Source organism: Streptococcus sanguinis (assembly GCF_050220005.1).
In the GTDB taxonomy this organism is placed as follows: Bacteria; Bacillota; Bacilli; order Lactobacillales; family Streptococcaceae; genus Streptococcus; species Streptococcus sanguinis_Z.
Genome location: NZ_CP071413.1, coordinates 2,322,868 through 2,337,402 on the forward strand (window position 1 = coordinate 2,322,868; position 14,535 = coordinate 2,337,402).

The window sequence follows — 14,535 nt, forward strand, 5'->3', positions numbered from 1 at the left end:
TTATTCGTCCTCTCTTTTGGAAATACTTGAGAATTTATTATACTCTTTCTGGAAAATTAACTCTACTGTACCACGCGCCCCACTCCGGTTTTTCTCGATAATAACTTCAACCTTGTTGTTGGGAATGCCTTCTTCCTCCTCACCAGCTCGATCATAATAATCATCCCGGTAAAGGAAGGCAACGATATCCGCATCCTGCTCAATGGAACCAGATTCCCGAATATCAGACAGCACTGGTCGCTTATCCTGCCGCTGTTCCACGCCACGCGAGAGCTGACTCAGCGCAATGACCGGAACCTTGAGCTCCTTAGCTAAGATTTTCAACTGCCGGGAAATTTCCGAAACCTCTTGCTGGCGGTTTTCACGGCCAGTTCCCGTAATCAGCTGCAGATAGTCAATCAAGACTAGCCCTAAATTACCCGTTTCTTGGGCAAGCTTTCGAGCCCGCGAGCGAATCTCTGTAATCCGAATCCCTGGTGTATCATCGATATAGATACTAGCATTGGCCAGATTAGCTGTCGCAATGGTATATTTTTGCCACTCTTCATCTGTCAGTTGCCCCGTACGAATGGAATGAGAATTAATCACCCCTTCTGAAGCCAGCATCCGGTCCACCAAGCTTTCCGCCCCCATTTCCAGAGAGAAAATAGCTACAGTCTTATCCAGCTTGGTTCCGATATTCTGAGCGATATTAAGGGCAAAGGCTGTCTTTCCGACCGCTGGCCGAGCCGCCAAAATGATTAATTCTTCCTCATGGAGACCAGTCGTCATCTTGTCCAGCTCACGGTAGCCAGTCGCAATTCCGGTGATATCTGATGTCTGCAGAGACCGAGCCTCCAGATTGCCAAAGTTAAGGTTCAGCACATCACGGATATTTTTAAAGCCACTGCGGTTAGCAGTTTCACTGACATCAATCAGAGCTTTTTCAGCTCCGGCGATAATTTCCTCTGACAGCCGGTCGCCATCGTAGGCTTGATTGATAGACTCTGTCAGACGCGAAATCAGCCGCCTTAGAATGGCCTTTTCTGCAACGATTTTAGCATAGTATTCAGCATTGGCAGAGGTTGGCACAGAATTGACCACTTCCACCAAATAGCTGAGACCGCCGATATTCTGCAAGTCACCCTGGCTGTCCAAAATATTGCGAACAGTCGTTGCATCAATGGCATCGCCGCGGTCAGCCAAGTCAATCATAGCCTTGAAAATCAAGCGATTGGCATACTTAAAGAAGTCAGCAGGCTCGATATACTCACGAACAAAGACCAGTTTGCTCTCATCAATGAAAATGGCTCCTAAAACGGACTGCTCCGCTAAAATATCCTGAGGCTGAGCTCGGAGTTCATCAATCTCTGCCATCGGTAAATCCTTCCTTCAAATCACTATTATCCTTCTTTAACCCGCAAACGAATCACCCCAGTTATATCCTGATAAATTTTCACTGGAACATCTATCAGACCAATGGAGCGAATCGGTGAGTCAACCTTAATATGACGTTTGTCAATTTTGATACCAAACTGCTTCTGCAGCTCTTCTGATATTTTCTTACTTGTAATAGATCCAAAGGTACGGCCGTCCGGACCAACTTTTTCAGTAAATTCAACAAGAGTAGCTTCTTCTGCTAACTTAGCTTTAATAGCTTGAGCTTCTGCCACTAGTTCTGCGTGGGCTTTTTCTTCGGACTTTTGCTTGCCGCGCAGTTCTCCGATAGCCTGCGCTGTTGCTTCCTTGGCTAAATTTTTCTTAATCAGAAAATTTTGAGCATAGCCAGTCGGCATTTCCTTGATTTCGCCTTTTTTGCCCTTGCCTTTTACATCTGCTAAAAAAATTACTTTCATCCTTTTTTCTCCTCGTCTATTATTACTTCCTCTTTAATGACTTGATCCATAATTTCTTGATTCAGCGACTGAAGGACCTCAGAAACTGTTTTACCTTCAATTTGAGCTGCAGCCAGATTGAAATGACCGCCACCACCCAGCTTTTCCATAATTCGCTGAACGTTGATTTTGCTTCGACTGCGAGCCGAAATAGACACATAGCCTTTGGTATTCTTGCTCACGACAAAAGTAGCTTCAATTCCTGACATAGAGAGCATGGTATCAGCTGCCTTACTGATGACAACTGTATCGTAAGTGTTCTCCTCTGGACCAGCTGCTACAATGACATTAGGCAATATCTTCTTGCCATTTAAAATCAGCTCATTAATCGCACGATATTCCTCAAAATTCGTAGCGGAAATGTCCTGAATCACAACACTGTCACTGCCCCGAGTTCGTAGATAGCTGGCCACATCAAAGGTCCGACTGGTGACTCGAGATGAAAATCCTTTGGTGTCAAGCATAATCCCCGCCATGAGAATGCTGGCTTGCATCTTGCTGAGACGGTTCTTTTTAGAATTCTGGAACTGAATTAGCTCCGTTACCAACTCACTGGCACTGCTAGCCCCACTTTCGATATAGGCAATCACAGCATTTTCTGGAAAGTCTTCATCACGACGATGGTGGTCCACTACGATAATCTGACTGAATTGATCAAAGAAATCCTTAGACAGAGTCAGAGATATCTTGGAGTGGTCAACCATAATCAAGAGCGAACGATTGGTCACCATATTTACTGCTTCAGAAAGCGGCACCAGATAGTCAGCCCCTTCCTGCTGGAGCTTTGTAATGGAGCGCTCAATGTCAGAAGCCATCTGGGACGGATCATAGACCACATAAGCTTTCTCAATGATATTACTAGCAAAGAGCTGCATACCAAGAGAAGAACCCAAGGCATCCATATCCAGATTTTTATGTCCGACTACAAAGACCTGATCCACACTCTTAATCTTATCAGAGATTGCAGCCATCATAGCCCGAGTACGGGTGCGCGTGCGCTTAACAGCTGACGCCGTTCCTCCACCAAAGAAGATTGGGTTCATGTTGTCGTTATTTTCTTTGACGACAGCCTGGTCCCCGCCCCGAACTTCAGCTAAGTTGAGGTTAAGCAGGGCAACCCGACCGATTTCATCATGATTGCCATCACCATAAGAAAAGCCCATACTGAGTGTCAGCGACAGCTCTCGATTTTTAGCTTCCGTCCGGAATTGATCAATGATAGAAAATTTATTTTCCATCAGCTGTTCCAGCACCGTGTAATCCGTAAAAAGATAGAAACGATCCATGCCAACCCGACGGTAAAACATGTGAAACTGCTCAGAAAATTCTGCTACGAAGTTGGCTATAAAGCTATTGATATGGCTGATGTCCGTGTCTGAAACGACATCTTCCAAATCATCATAATTATCCACTGAGATAATCCCGATCACAGGGCGCGTTGTTACCAGACCAACGGTGGCTTCGTATTCATTGGATGCATCAAAAAAATAAAACACACTGGATGCACGGTCCAAGTAAACCGAATATTTCTTGTCTCCAACCGTAGCATAATGACCAGAGTCTGAATAAGCAGCCTTCATGATATTCTTGAGCATATCAGCATCAAAATCACCATCTTCGGTTGTAAAAATCAGTTCCGCATAGGGATTAAACCACTCTACATCACCATTATCTTCACTGATTTTAATGACACCAACTGGCATCTTATCCAGCAAGGAAGCGAGGCTTCCTTCTGCTTGATGATTGACATAATGAATCTGCTCAATCTCATCTAGCTCGGATACTCTCTGTTGCTGGATAAAAAGCACAATCAAAAGAGCCAGCACAAGCATGAGAGCAGCTAGCATGGCCAAACTATCACCAAAAAGCCTCAGACAGATGGCTAAGATTATAAAGGAAATTAGACCCGCCATCGCCAAGTGAATTGGGGCAAAACGAAATTTTTTCATCATAGACCTCTTATTCCGCCATTTTACCATAAATCCTAGAAAAAAGCGAATTTCTCCCAATAATCAAAGCATTTAACAATGGTAAAGGAAGCGAAAAATAGTCTTTCAAAGTTTACAATCTTGTCAACCCCTTGTAAATTTACACAAAAAGGCTGCTTCCCAAAGGAAACTCAGCCTTTTACAAGAGTTACTTCGCTTGATTTTTAGAAATACTTCTAGATTTGCCTTCTAGGTAAACCATCAAAATAGAAATATCTGCTGGATTGACACCAGAAATACGACTAGCCTGACCAATCGTTTCTGGATTAATTTTCTTGAACTTTTGCCGCGCTTCTGTCGCAATCGAATCAATATCATCCCAGTCAATATTTGCTGGAATCCGCTTCTCTTCCATGCGCTTCATCTTTTCAACCTGATCAAGAGCTTTGGAAATATAGCCTTCGTACTTAATCTCTGTCTCAATCAGCTCGATAATCTTTTCATCAAGCTCCTCTGCCGCCGGACCAATGAACTGAACTACATCTTGGTAAGACACTTCAGGACGCCGCATAAATTCTTTGGCAGTTACTGCATCTGTCAGAGGCTTAAAGCCTAGCGCTTCTACCTTAGCATTTGTTTCCTTGACAGGTTTTAGCTTGATCGATTCCAAACGCTTCATCTCGTTGTCAAATTGATTCTTTTTAATCTCGAAACGAGCCCAGCGCTCATCATCTACAAGACCAATTTCCCGTCCCATCTCTGTCAAACGCATATCTGCATTGTCATGGCGGAGAATCAAACGGTACTCAGCTCGGCTAGTCAAGAGGCGATAAGGTTCTACGGTTCCCTTGGTCACTAAATCATCAATCATGACTCCAATGTAACCATCACTACGCTTCAAAATCAACTCTGGCTTACCTTGGATCTTCAAGGCCGCATTAATCCCAGCAATAATCCCTTGACCAGCGGCTTCTTCATAACCAGAAGTTCCATTGGTCTGACCTGCTGTAAAGAGCCCAGAAATTTTCTTGGTTTCCAAGGTTGCGCGCAACTGGTGAGGCATAACCATATCGTACTCAATGGCATAGCCTGTCCGCATCATTTCGGCATTTTCTAGACCCTTGATAGAGTGAACCAAGTCCTTCTGCACATCTTCTGGCAAACTAGTTGACAACCCCTGCACATAAACTTCTTCTGTATCACGACCCTCAGGTTCTAAGAAAAGCTGGTGGCGTTCCTTGTCCGCAAAACGGACAATCTTATCCTCGATTGACGGGCAATAGCGAGGTCCCACACCCTTAACGATACCTGAAAACATAGGAGCACGATGCAGGTTATTTTGGATAATTTCATGACTTTCTGCATTTGTATAAGTCAACCAGCAAGGCACTTGATCTTTCACATAGTCTTCATCACGAGAAGTGTAAGAGAAATGATTGGCTTTTTCATCACCTGGCTGAATCTCGGTCACGTCATAATTGATAGATGACGCCTTAACACGTGGAGGAGTTCCAGTTTTAAAACGACCAATTTCAAATCCTAGGTCACGCAGATTATCTGCCAAAGGAATGGCTGCTAAACTATGGTTTGGACCAGATGAATACTTGAGATCACCAATGATAATTTCTCCCCGCAAAGCTGTTCCAGTCGTAACAATGACAGCTTTAGCTGCATACTCCTGATGAGTTGCCGTTTTAACCCCAATTACCTTACCATCTTCTACCAAGATTTCATTAATCATGGTTTGCCGCAAGGTCAGATTTTCTTGATTTTCGACAGTCTTCCGCATTTCTTTGGAGTAGACTTCCTTATCCGCCTGCGCCCGAAGAGCCCGAACAGCGGGTCCTTTACCAGTATTGAGCATTTTCATCTGGATATAGCTCTTGTCAATATTCTTGGCCATCTCTCCGCCCAAAGCATCTACTTCACGGACGACAATGCCTTTCGCAGAGCCTCCTATAGAGGGATTACAGGGCATAAAAGCCAGCATCTCAATATTGATGGTTGCCAAAAGAACCTTACAACCCATTCGACTAGCAGCAAGCGATGCCTCAACCCCAGCATGCCCTGCTCCAATCACGATAATATCATAACTTTCAGTAAAATTGTGTGACATTTCTTTTTCCTTCATTTTTTCACCAAAAAAAAAGCCAAATCTCTAGAAGTGCAGGACAAAAAAGCCTGCAACATCCATGAGCTTTGACCATCATAGGTATTGCTTATCTTATTTTAGCAAATTATGTTGAATTGTCAATCTAAATGTACTGCAAGACTTGACCATTCTTATAAGCTCTGTCAATCAAGCCACCACCTAAGCACTCATCTCCATCATAGAAGACGACTGCTTGACCTGGAGTAATAGCCCTTTGCGGTTGATCGAAGTTGACAACTGCCTTGTCACCCTTTACAGTAACTGTCACCTTAGAATCCGGCTGACGATAACGGAACTTAGCTGTACATTCCATAGTAAATTCTTCTGGCATTTCTTTTGTGAAATGAACCTGACTAGCGTCAAGACTGGTTGACATCAAATTGTCATGATAAAAGCCCTGACCGACATAAAGAATATTTTGGCTGAGATCTTTTCCGACTACAAACCAAGGTTCATTATCACCACCATGCTGACCACCAATTCCAAGACCACCTCGCTGGCCAATAGTATAATACATCAACCCAGCATGCTGGCCCATATCTCGGCCTTCCAAGGTCATCATACGACCTGGCTGAGCGGGTAAATATTGACTCAGAAATTCTTTAAAATTCTTCTCACCAATGAAGCAAATACCTGTCGAATCTTTTTTCTTGGCTGTAGCTAAACCAGCTCTTTCAGCAATTGCTCGAACTTCTGGCTTTTCTAAATGCCCCAGAGGGAACATGGTTTTTTGCAGTTGTTCCTGTGACAGTTGGCTTAGGAAGTAAGTCTGATCCTTATTGTTATCCTTGCCACGTAACATATGTACTAGACCATCTTGGTCTCTCTTCACCTGAGCATAGTGACCTGTTGCAACGTAATCAGCGCCCAGTGTCAAGGCATAGTCAAGGAAGGCTTTAAACTTAATTTCCTTGTTACACATGACATCTGGATTTGGAGTCCTACCAGCTCGGTATTCCACCAAGAAGTATTCAAAAACACGTTCCCAGTACTCTTTCTCAAAGTTGACAGAGTAGTAAGGAATGCCAATCTGGTCTGCAACAGCTGCTACATCCTTGTAGTCTTCTGTGGCTGTGCAGACACCAAATTCATCTGTGTCGTCCCAGTTTTTCATGAAGATGCCAATTACATCGTAACCTTGCTCTTTCAAGAGCAAGGCAGTTACTGATGAATCAACACCTCCGCTCATACCAACAACGACACGAGTCTTAGAGTTATCACTCATTGTGTTCTCCCATCTTTTCGTTATTTCACGATTGAAGGTCGTGCTGTGCTTTCAACGATTGAAGGTCGCTTGAGCAAGCCCTATTATAGCACGAAAGGACTAGGAAAACAAATCAGAAATTCAACTAAATTTATTAACTGTAAATTATGTTTACAATGTTGTAAATATATTGATTTTCTCATATACTTTAATCTCTAACGAAATTTTATAATATCCACTTTTAATTCATTTAAAAAATCAGCAGAAGGCCCTTAACTTTGTTATAATGAAAATAATAAATTAGCTGCAAGGAGAAATCATGACTTCACTAAGATTTCAATCTGTTTTTGATATTATCGGACCTGTGATGATAGGGCCATCAAGCAGTCATACGGCAGGCGCAGTCCGTATTGGAAAAATTGTCTCCTCTATTTTTAATGATGAGCCTACGGAAGTAGAATTCCAGCTCTTTAACTCTTTTGCCAAAACCTACCGAGGTCACGGAACTGACTTAGCTCTTGTAGCAGGGATTTTAGGTATGGATACAGATGATCCAGAGATTCCTAACAGCCTTGAAATTGCCCATAAACGTGGCATCAAGATTGTCTGGACGATTCAAAAGGATAGCAATGCTCCTCACCCAAATACGACAAAGATTACAATCAAAAATGACCATAAAACAATCAGTGTGACTGGAGTCTCTATCGGTGGCGGCAACATTCAAGTAACAGAGCTGAATGGCTTTTCAGTATCTCTGAGCATGAATACTCCGACCATCATTATTGTCCACCAGGATGTCCCTGGTATGATTGCCCATGTCACCGAAGCTCTGTCACGCTACAATATCAATATAGCTCAGATGAATGTCACCCGTGAGAAAGCTGGGGAAAAGGCGATTATGATTATTGAAGTTGACAGCCGCAGCTGTGAGGAAGCCATCGATGAAATTCGCAATATTCCTCATCTGCATAATGTGAATTTCTTTAAATAGGAGAAAATATGTTTTATTCCATCAAAGAATTGGTAGAGCAAGCTGACTTGGATTACCAAGGAAATGTTGCTGAATTGATGATTGCTACCGAGTATGAATTGACTGGTCGTGAAAGAGATGAAGTCCTGCGGTTGATGCATCGCAATCTGGAAGTCATGAAAGCCTCTGTCCTTCTTGGACTCGATGAGAGCAAGTCTCGAAGCGGATTGACTGGTGGAGACGCGGCAAAACTTGACCATTATATCCAGTCAGGAAAGGCTTTATCAGACCACACTGTGCTGACTGCTGCAAAAAATGCTATTGCTGTCAATGAGCATAATGCTAAAATGGGCTTGGTTTGTGCAACACCTACTGCCGGCAGCGCTGGCTGTCTGCCTGCTGTCCTCACATCAGCTATCGAAAAATTAGGCCTCTCAGAAGAAGAACAGCTAAACTTTCTATTAGCTGCAGGCGCTTTTGGCCTAGTCATTGCTAATAACGCCTCAATTTCGGGAGCTGAAGGTGGCTGTCAAGCTGAGGTTGGCTCCGCTTCAGCTATGAGTGCAGCTGCTTTAGTTCTGGCTGCTGGAGGTTCACCTTTTCAAGCCAGTCAAGCTATTTGTTTTGTTATTAAAAACATGCTGGGCTTGATTTGTGATCCAGTAGCTGGTCTGGTGGAAGTGCCTTGTGTCAAGCGAAATGCTATGGGAGCCAGTTACGCATTTATTGCAGCCGATATGGCTCTTGCAGGAATCGAGTCTAAAATCCCTGTTGACGAAGTCATTGACGCTATGTATCAAGTCGGGTCAAGTCTGCCTACTGCTTTCAGAGAAACAGCTGAAGGCGGTCTAGCTACAACACCTACAGGTCGCAGACTTTCAAAAGAAATCTTTGGAGAATAACCTTGACAAATTTGTCAAGTAGATTTACTAGATAGTAAACAAGGAGACAAGATGAGCCATTTAAAATATATCTTCTTTGATTTGGATGGAACTTTAGTTGACAGTTCAAAGGGCATCCAAGAATCCTTTGAATACAGCTTCAAACAACTTGGAAAAGTGTGCCCTGAAGAAAGTATTATAAAAAGTTTTATGGGTCCTCCTCTGGAAGTAAGCTTCGCTTCTGTTCTTGAAGAAAGCCAAGTTCCAGAAGCAATTAACTATTATCGCAGCTTCTATAAGGAAAAAGGCATCTGGGGCGTCCGCCTCTATGAGGGGATACCAGAATTGCTGAAACAGTTAAAAGAAGCCGGCTATCAGATTTATGTAACAACGAGTAAAAATCAACCCACAGCACAAGATTTATTAGCAAATCTAGCTATCTCTGACCAATTTGATGATATTTTTGGCTCACTGCCAGATTCATTTCACAAAGCAGATGTTCTGCGTCGAGCTCTGCAAACACTAGATGCAAATCCAGAAGAAACCATAATTATAGGTGATACAAAGTTTGATATAATTGGCGGTAAAGAAGTGGGGATCTCAACTCTAGGAGTCCTTTGGGGCTTTGGCAGTAAAGAAGAGTTACTAGAAAATGGAGCAGATTTGCTGGCTAATTCCCCCAACTACATTTTAAAAATATTGAACGAACACTTTTCATAACTTTACACATCTGTCAATCCAGATAAGTTTGTAACCTTTAAATCTTTATCTACACTATCATTTTCTGCTTATAAATTGTCAATTTTTTGTAAACCAAAAAACCACAGAGTTTCTGTGGTTTTTTTATTTTTATATTAGTAACCCCAAGCTGAAAGTCCTTGAGCACTGTAGGCACTATATGCTGCTTGAATTTGATCATCAACAGTAGCTGTTGATCCCCAACCTGGCATCGTTTGGAAAAGACCACTAGCACCAGATGCGTTGTAGGCATCTACTTGACCATTTGATTCACGGGCAATAATAGCTTCCCAAGTTGATGCAGGAACACCAGTCATTTCTGCCATACGTGATGCTGCATAAGAACCAGTTGCACCAGCGGTATTACCATTGCTAAGTACAAGGCCTCCTGAAGTTGCTGCTGAATTAGCTGTTGCTGCAGGTGCTGCATAATTATTTACGGGAGTTGCAGTTGCTGCTACGCTTGTTTCAGACGTTTTGGCACTATTTCCAAGTTCCAAAATTTGACCAACACGGATGTGATTTGGATCTGCAATCTTGTTTAACTCTACTAATTTCTCAAGAGTTGTATTTTTTTCGTTAGCAATAGCTGATAAAGTATCACCGGCTTCAACTGTATAGGTCTCAGCATTCGCAATACCTGAAACCAAGAAAGCCGCTGCAGCGACTGCACCTGTTAAAGTCCATTTTGCTGTTTTTTTGTTCATTAAAAAGTAATTCTCCTTTCGGTGATAATACTATCTTACACATAAAATATTACCAAAAAGTTACATTACCAAGTCAAACGTTACAAGAACATTTAGTTTAGACGTTAAAAACAGACTTTTAGAGCTTTTTTGTCAAATATTTTCTTTGACCAAGCAAAAAATAGACAAGTTTAACTTATACTATTCTCTAAAAACACTTTAAACAGCAGGTCAGTTTTTCAATATATAAAGTAGAATACCTAATATGAGTAAGCTAATAATAGCCAAGCTGTCATTTCTTTTCCAGGCTAAGCGGCGAAAACGTGTCCGACCTTCACCTCCATTATAGCCGCGTGCTTCCATGGCAATAGCTAGAGCATCTGCCCTTTTAAAACTAGAAGCAAACAAAGGGATTAGAATGGGAATAATAGATTTAACCTTTTGGACAAGTTTTCCCTCTCCAAAGTCAACACCACGCGCCCTCTGGGCGTTCATAATCCGAGTAGTATCATCCATTAAAGTTGGAACGAAGCGCAGGCTCATAGAGAGCATCAGGCCAATCTCATGTGCTGGCACCTTGAAAACCTTCAGAGGTTTCAGCAAAGACTCAACCGCATCGGACAAGCTTAAGGGCGTCGTTGTCAGAGTCAGAAGAGTAGAAAAGAAAATAATCAGAATAAAGCGGCTAAAAATAATGCCAGCCTGTGACAGTCCTGCTTCTGTAATTCTGATAAAAGCGAACTGAAAAATTGTTGCGCCTCCCGAGGTCAAAAACAGCTGGAACAAGGTGGTAAAAGCTATGATAAAAACCATGGACTGGATACCCTTTAAAAAGAACTTCAAAGGAACCTTGGACAGCAAGACCAAACTAAAAACGAAAAAAAACAGCAGCAGATTGGTCACAAGATTATTGGCCCAGAAAATTAATAGAATAAAAAGAAACATCGCCAGCAACTTGCTCCGCGGATCCAAACGATGGATGATTGAATTTCCGGGAATATAGCGACCTAAAATCAACTTATCCATGCAAGATCTCCTTGAATTCTTCAATTGTAATAGGATAATGCGAGAAATTCATCCCTTTCTCCGCCAATTCGTGAGCAAATTTTGTAATCTTAGGAACACCCAATTGAATACTCTCCATAAAATCCAAATCCTGAAAGACCTGAGCAGGCTGACCGCTCTTGACTACTCTGCCCTTATCTAAAACATAGACTGTATCAGCAAAGTTGGCTACATCATCCATTAGGTGAGTTACCAAAACAATGGTCATACCGGCACGATGCAGCTCTTCAAAGAGCCTCATCAGTTCTTTTCGACCGGATGGATCAAGTCCTGCTGTCGGCTCGTCCAAAACCAAGATATCGGGCTCCATGGCCAGTATACCAGCGATGGCTACCCTACGCATCTGGCCACCAGAAAGTTCGAAAGGACTGCGATTGAACAAATCCTCAGAAATCCCAACCAAATGCAGCTTTTCACGCGCCAAAGCTTCCGCTTCTTCCTTGGAAACACCAAAATTCTGAGGACCAAAAGCCACATCTTTCAAAACTGTTTCATCAAAAACTTGACTTTCCGGAAATTGAAAGACTAGACCGACCTTCTTGCGCACCTGTTTAATATCTTTATTGACAGAATCAGCTGTGATGACTGTACTGCCTACTTCAACACTGCCCTGATTGGGAACCAGCAAGCCATTTAAAAGCTGGAGAATGGTTGACTTACCGCTGCCTGTATGGCCGATAAGAGCGGTATAGCTGCCGGATTTTATCTCCAAATCCACCCCAAAAAGCGCTGGTCCCTCAAAAGGGGTGCCAGCTTGATAAGTATAACTTACATTTTTGAGAGTAATGCCCATAGTTGATCCTGCAATTCTTTTTCTGTTAAGTAAGAGTCTGGCAGAGAAAGCCCTGACTGACGCAAAGCCACCTTTACCTGATTAACAAATGGCTGATCCAATCCTAGCTCTTCTAAATCTTCTCGAGAAAAAAGTTCTCTCGGGGTAGCGGTAGATTCAACCTGCCCCTCTTTCATGACCAAAACACGGTCGCTTAAGGCTATTTCATCCAGGTCATGAGTGATAGAAATGACGGTCAGCTGATTACTATCTTTAATTTTTTTCACGGTCTGGATAAGATCCAAACGTCCCTCTGGATCTAGCATGCTAGTTGCTTCATCCAAAATAATAATATCCGGTCTCAGAGCTACTACACCTGCAACAGCTACCCGCTGTTTCTGGCCTCCAGAAAGACGAGCTGGTTCACGCTCCTTAAAATCCTGCATGCCGACAAGCTCTAATGCCTGCTGGACTCGCTCTACCATCAGATTATAGTCCAACCCTTGATTTTCCAAACCAAAGGCTACATCGTCTTCTACAGTTGCTCCAACAAACTGATTATCTGGATTTTGGAATACCATACCAATCTGTCGACGCTTTTCCCAGACGTTTTCAGCTGTTAGCTTATCGCCTGAGATAATAATATCTCCGCTTTCCGCTTCTAAAAGACCGTCAATCAAACGAACAGTGGTTGATTTTCCACTGCCATTATGACCGACAATAGACAGCCATTCTCCTTTTTTTACCTGAAAGGAGACATCGTTTAAAGTGTAATTCTCAGACTCACTATCGTATTTGTACTTAAGATTTCTTACTTCGATGATATTTTCCATATTATTTAAAGGTATCTTTAAAGAGATAGGCACTTCCCTTGAAGTAGTCATATCCAGAATAAATCGTAAAGATTAAAGCGATATACAGAAGGATTTGCCCTAAGAGAGTCCAATGAATCAGTAGAAAAATAATAGCAAACATCTGCGTGAAGGTCTTGATTTTACCAGGCATAGCAGCCGCCAAGACTGTACCGCCTGTTTCCACTAAAAGCAAGCGTAGACCTGTTACTGCCAATTCCCGGCAAATAATAATAGCCACAACCCAGGCAGGAGCCATTTTCATCTCAATCAACATGATAAAGGCAGACATCACTAAAAGCTTATCAGCCATGGGATCAGCAAATTTACCAAAATTTGTTACCACTTCCCACTTTCGAGCCAAATAACCATCTAGATAATCAGTTATACTAGCAAAAGCAAAGATAAAAGCTGCCAAAATATGCATGATGGAAGAATGACCGAATGTTAAAATCACAACAAATACAGGGATTAAAGCAATCCTGACAAGAGTTAAGGCGTTTGGAATATTTTCTTTTTTCATGGGATTCCCTTCGTTTCTATCCTTTCGTAATGTTCAAACTAATGGTTCCACTATCACTAGTCAAAGCCGAAGTATCTAGTTTTTGTCCCTCTATCGTTACAGTTGCCCCTTTAACAGGTGCTAACGTAATAAGATACTTATTGCCTGGCTCAAGAGCAACCGTCTGGCTTGATTTTTCAGGAGATAAGGTGATACCTTCGGCTAGTTCTGAATCGCTTATGCTTACCAAATTGGTCGTTTGCTCCACAGAAACGGTCACTTTGACAGGCTGACTTGCTCCGCTATACTCAGCAATCAAATTATCTCCGCTTCCACCAACTGTCAACTTACTAGCCGAGGAAGAAACTGACTTAGAATCAGCCGAAGAAAAGGAAGCCATCTGACTGTTAGTGCTTGTAGAGGAAACCAGACTATAATTGCTGTTAGATGCTTTGAAACTTACCGAATTAGTGTGAGCATAGCTCCAGATATAGTATGCCACGAAAGCAGCAATAGCTGAAGCCAACAAGAGAAAATAGAACAAGGGCAGAAAAGAGCTTTTATTTTTATTTTTTCTGCTCCTGAATTCCTCATCTGCTGCCAGTGCCACTTCATCAAAAACTATCATCTCACCAGCTTCGTAAGCCTCCAAAATAATGGATTCATCCAAATCTACAGCCCAAGCATATTTCCGCAAGAAGCTACGTGCATAGAAAGGACTAGGAAGCAAATCATAGTCATTTCGTTCCAGCGCTTCCAGCAAATCCTGCTGGATATCTGTCTTTTTTGACAATTCCTCTAAGCTCAGCCCTTGATTGGTCCGGGCAAGCTTCAACACTTCTCCTATCGTTTTTTTTCTCATACGTACTTTTCCCTTATTTCTATTCTTCACTATTTTAACAAAATTTTAAA

Annotated in this window: 14 protein-coding genes; 3 read left to right on the forward strand and 11 right to left on the reverse strand. The window is 42.4% G+C overall.

What is annotated here, in order from left to right; genetic code table 11:
* The 5 genes from dnaB to mnmA all read right to left on the reverse strand — a co-directional run bounded on the left by dnaB (nt 1) and on the right by mnmA (nt 7,203).
* Nucleotides 1-1,356 carry a replicative DNA helicase gene (dnaB, locus tag J1C86_RS11450; RefSeq protein WP_002894241.1) on the reverse strand — a complete coding sequence of 452 codons (1,356 nt, stop codon included), beginning with the start codon at nt 1,354-1,356 and terminating at the stop codon, nt 1-3.
* Between the two features lie 26 nt (nt 1,357-1,382).
* Nucleotides 1,383-1,835, reverse strand: a complete 453-nt coding sequence (gene rplI, locus J1C86_RS11455) for a 50S ribosomal protein L9 (protein WP_002908335.1) — start codon at nt 1,833-1,835, stop codon at nt 1,383-1,385.
* Nucleotides 1,832-3,853 (reverse strand): DHH family phosphoesterase, encoded by a 2,022-nt coding sequence (locus tag J1C86_RS11460; RefSeq protein ID WP_002908336.1) that lies wholly within the window; start codon nt 3,851-3,853, stop codon nt 1,832-1,834. The genes rplI and J1C86_RS11460 overlap by 4 nt, the downstream gene beginning before the upstream one ends.
* A 157-nt stretch (nt 3,854-4,010) precedes the next feature.
* The gene (mnmG, locus tag J1C86_RS11465; RefSeq protein ID WP_125408035.1) at nt 4,011-5,918 is read right to left on the reverse strand and encodes a tRNA uridine-5-carboxymethylaminomethyl(34) synthesis enzyme MnmG; all 1,908 of its coding nucleotides are present in this window, start codon (nt 5,916-5,918) and stop codon (nt 4,011-4,013) included.
* A gap of 139 nt (nt 5,919-6,057) precedes the next feature.
* Nucleotides 6,058-7,203: a tRNA 2-thiouridine(34) synthase MnmA gene (mnmA, locus tag J1C86_RS11470; protein ID WP_260468042.1), complete on the reverse strand. Its 1,146-nt coding sequence runs from the start codon at nt 7,201-7,203 to the stop codon at nt 6,058-6,060.
* Between the two features lie 274 nt (nt 7,204-7,477).
* Here mnmA and sdaAB point away from each other — a divergent pair, with 274 nt between their 5' ends.
* Genes sdaAB through J1C86_RS11485 form a run of 3 tightly spaced genes read left to right on the forward strand, consistent with a single transcriptional unit; the run spans nt 7,478 to nt 9,729 of the window.
* Nucleotides 7,478-8,149 (forward strand): L-serine ammonia-lyase, iron-sulfur-dependent subunit beta, encoded by a 672-nt coding sequence (sdaAB, locus tag J1C86_RS11475; protein ID WP_002908339.1) that lies wholly within the window; start codon nt 7,478-7,480, stop codon nt 8,147-8,149.
* 8 nt (nt 8,150-8,157) lie between these two features.
* Complete coding sequence (sdaAA, locus tag J1C86_RS11480; protein WP_002899542.1) at nt 8,158-9,030, forward strand: L-serine ammonia-lyase, iron-sulfur-dependent, subunit alpha; 873 nt, start codon at nt 8,158-8,160, stop codon at nt 9,028-9,030.
* A 51-nt stretch (nt 9,031-9,081) separates the two neighbouring features.
* A complete protein-coding gene (locus J1C86_RS11485) occupies nt 9,082-9,729 on the forward strand; it encodes an HAD family hydrolase (RefSeq protein WP_125408039.1) in 648 nt (215 codons plus the stop codon).
* Nucleotides 9,730-9,863: 134 nt separating this feature from the next.
* Here the strand turns inward: J1C86_RS11485 and J1C86_RS11490 are convergent, their stop codons facing one another.
* From J1C86_RS11490 to rodZ, 6 genes are all read right to left on the reverse strand, one after another.
* Nucleotides 9,864-10,454 carry a LysM peptidoglycan-binding domain-containing protein gene (locus tag J1C86_RS11490; protein WP_125408041.1) on the reverse strand — a complete coding sequence of 197 codons (591 nt, stop codon included), beginning with the start codon at nt 10,452-10,454 and terminating at the stop codon, nt 9,864-9,866.
* Between the two features lie 210 nt (nt 10,455-10,664).
* Nucleotides 10,665-11,459, reverse strand: a complete 795-nt coding sequence (locus J1C86_RS11495) for an energy-coupling factor transporter transmembrane component T family protein (protein WP_125408043.1) — start codon at nt 11,457-11,459, stop codon at nt 10,665-10,667.
* Nucleotides 11,452-12,291, reverse strand: coding sequence for an energy-coupling factor ABC transporter ATP-binding protein (locus J1C86_RS11500; protein ID WP_002894262.1), 840 nt, complete (start codon nt 12,289-12,291; stop codon nt 11,452-11,454). Before J1C86_RS11500 ends, J1C86_RS11495 begins: the two co-directional genes overlap by 8 nt.
* Nucleotides 12,267-13,103 (reverse strand): energy-coupling factor ABC transporter ATP-binding protein, encoded by an 837-nt coding sequence (locus J1C86_RS11505; protein ID WP_185755808.1) that lies wholly within the window; start codon nt 13,101-13,103, stop codon nt 12,267-12,269. Before J1C86_RS11505 ends, J1C86_RS11500 begins: the two co-directional genes overlap by 25 nt.
* A 1-nt stretch (nt 13,104) precedes the next feature.
* Nucleotides 13,105-13,644 carry a CDP-diacylglycerol--glycerol-3-phosphate 3-phosphatidyltransferase gene (gene pgsA, locus J1C86_RS11510; RefSeq protein ID WP_125382957.1) on the reverse strand — a complete coding sequence of 180 codons (540 nt, stop codon included), beginning with the start codon at nt 13,642-13,644 and terminating at the stop codon, nt 13,105-13,107.
* 16 nt (nt 13,645-13,660) lie between these two features.
* Nucleotides 13,661-14,515, reverse strand: a complete 855-nt coding sequence (gene rodZ, locus J1C86_RS11515; RefSeq protein ID WP_125408047.1) for a cytoskeleton protein RodZ — start codon at nt 14,513-14,515, stop codon at nt 13,661-13,663.
* Nucleotides 14,516-14,535: the final 20 nt, after the last annotated feature.

Bases quoted from the DNA above. Each gene is read 5' to 3' on its own strand.
- dnaB (WP_002894241.1), bottom strand. From the start codon at position 1,356: ATGGCAGAGATTGATGAACTCCGAGCTCAGCCTCAGGATATTTTAGCG.
- rplI (WP_002908335.1), bottom strand. From the start codon at position 1,835: ATGAAAGTAATTTTTTTAGCAGATGTAAAAGGCAAGGGCAAAAAAGGC.
- J1C86_RS11460 (WP_002908336.1), bottom strand. From the start codon at position 3,853: ATGGTAAAATGGCGGAATAAGAGGTCTATGATGAAAAAATTTCGTTTT.
- mnmG (WP_125408035.1), bottom strand. From the start codon at position 5,918: ATGTCACACAATTTTACTGAAAGTTATGATATTATCGTGATTGGAGCA.
- sdaAB (WP_002908339.1), top strand. From the start codon at position 7,478: ATGACTTCACTAAGATTTCAATCTGTTTTTGATATTATCGGACCTGTG.
- sdaAA (WP_002899542.1), top strand. From the start codon at position 8,158: ATGTTTTATTCCATCAAAGAATTGGTAGAGCAAGCTGACTTGGATTAC.
- J1C86_RS11485 (WP_125408039.1), top strand. From the start codon at position 9,082: ATGAGCCATTTAAAATATATCTTCTTTGATTTGGATGGAACTTTAGTT.
- J1C86_RS11490 (WP_125408041.1), bottom strand. From the start codon at position 10,454: ATGAACAAAAAAACAGCAAAATGGACTTTAACAGGTGCAGTCGCTGCA.
- J1C86_RS11495 (WP_125408043.1), bottom strand. From the start codon at position 11,459: ATGGATAAGTTGATTTTAGGTCGCTATATTCCCGGAAATTCAATCATC.
- J1C86_RS11500 (WP_002894262.1), bottom strand. From the start codon at position 12,291: ATGGGCATTACTCTCAAAAATGTAAGTTATACTTATCAAGCTGGCACC.
- J1C86_RS11505 (WP_185755808.1), bottom strand. From the start codon at position 13,103: ATGGAAAATATCATCGAAGTAAGAAATCTTAAGTACAAATACGATAGT.
- pgsA (WP_125382957.1), bottom strand. From the start codon at position 13,644: ATGAAAAAAGAAAATATTCCAAACGCCTTAACTCTTGTCAGGATTGCT.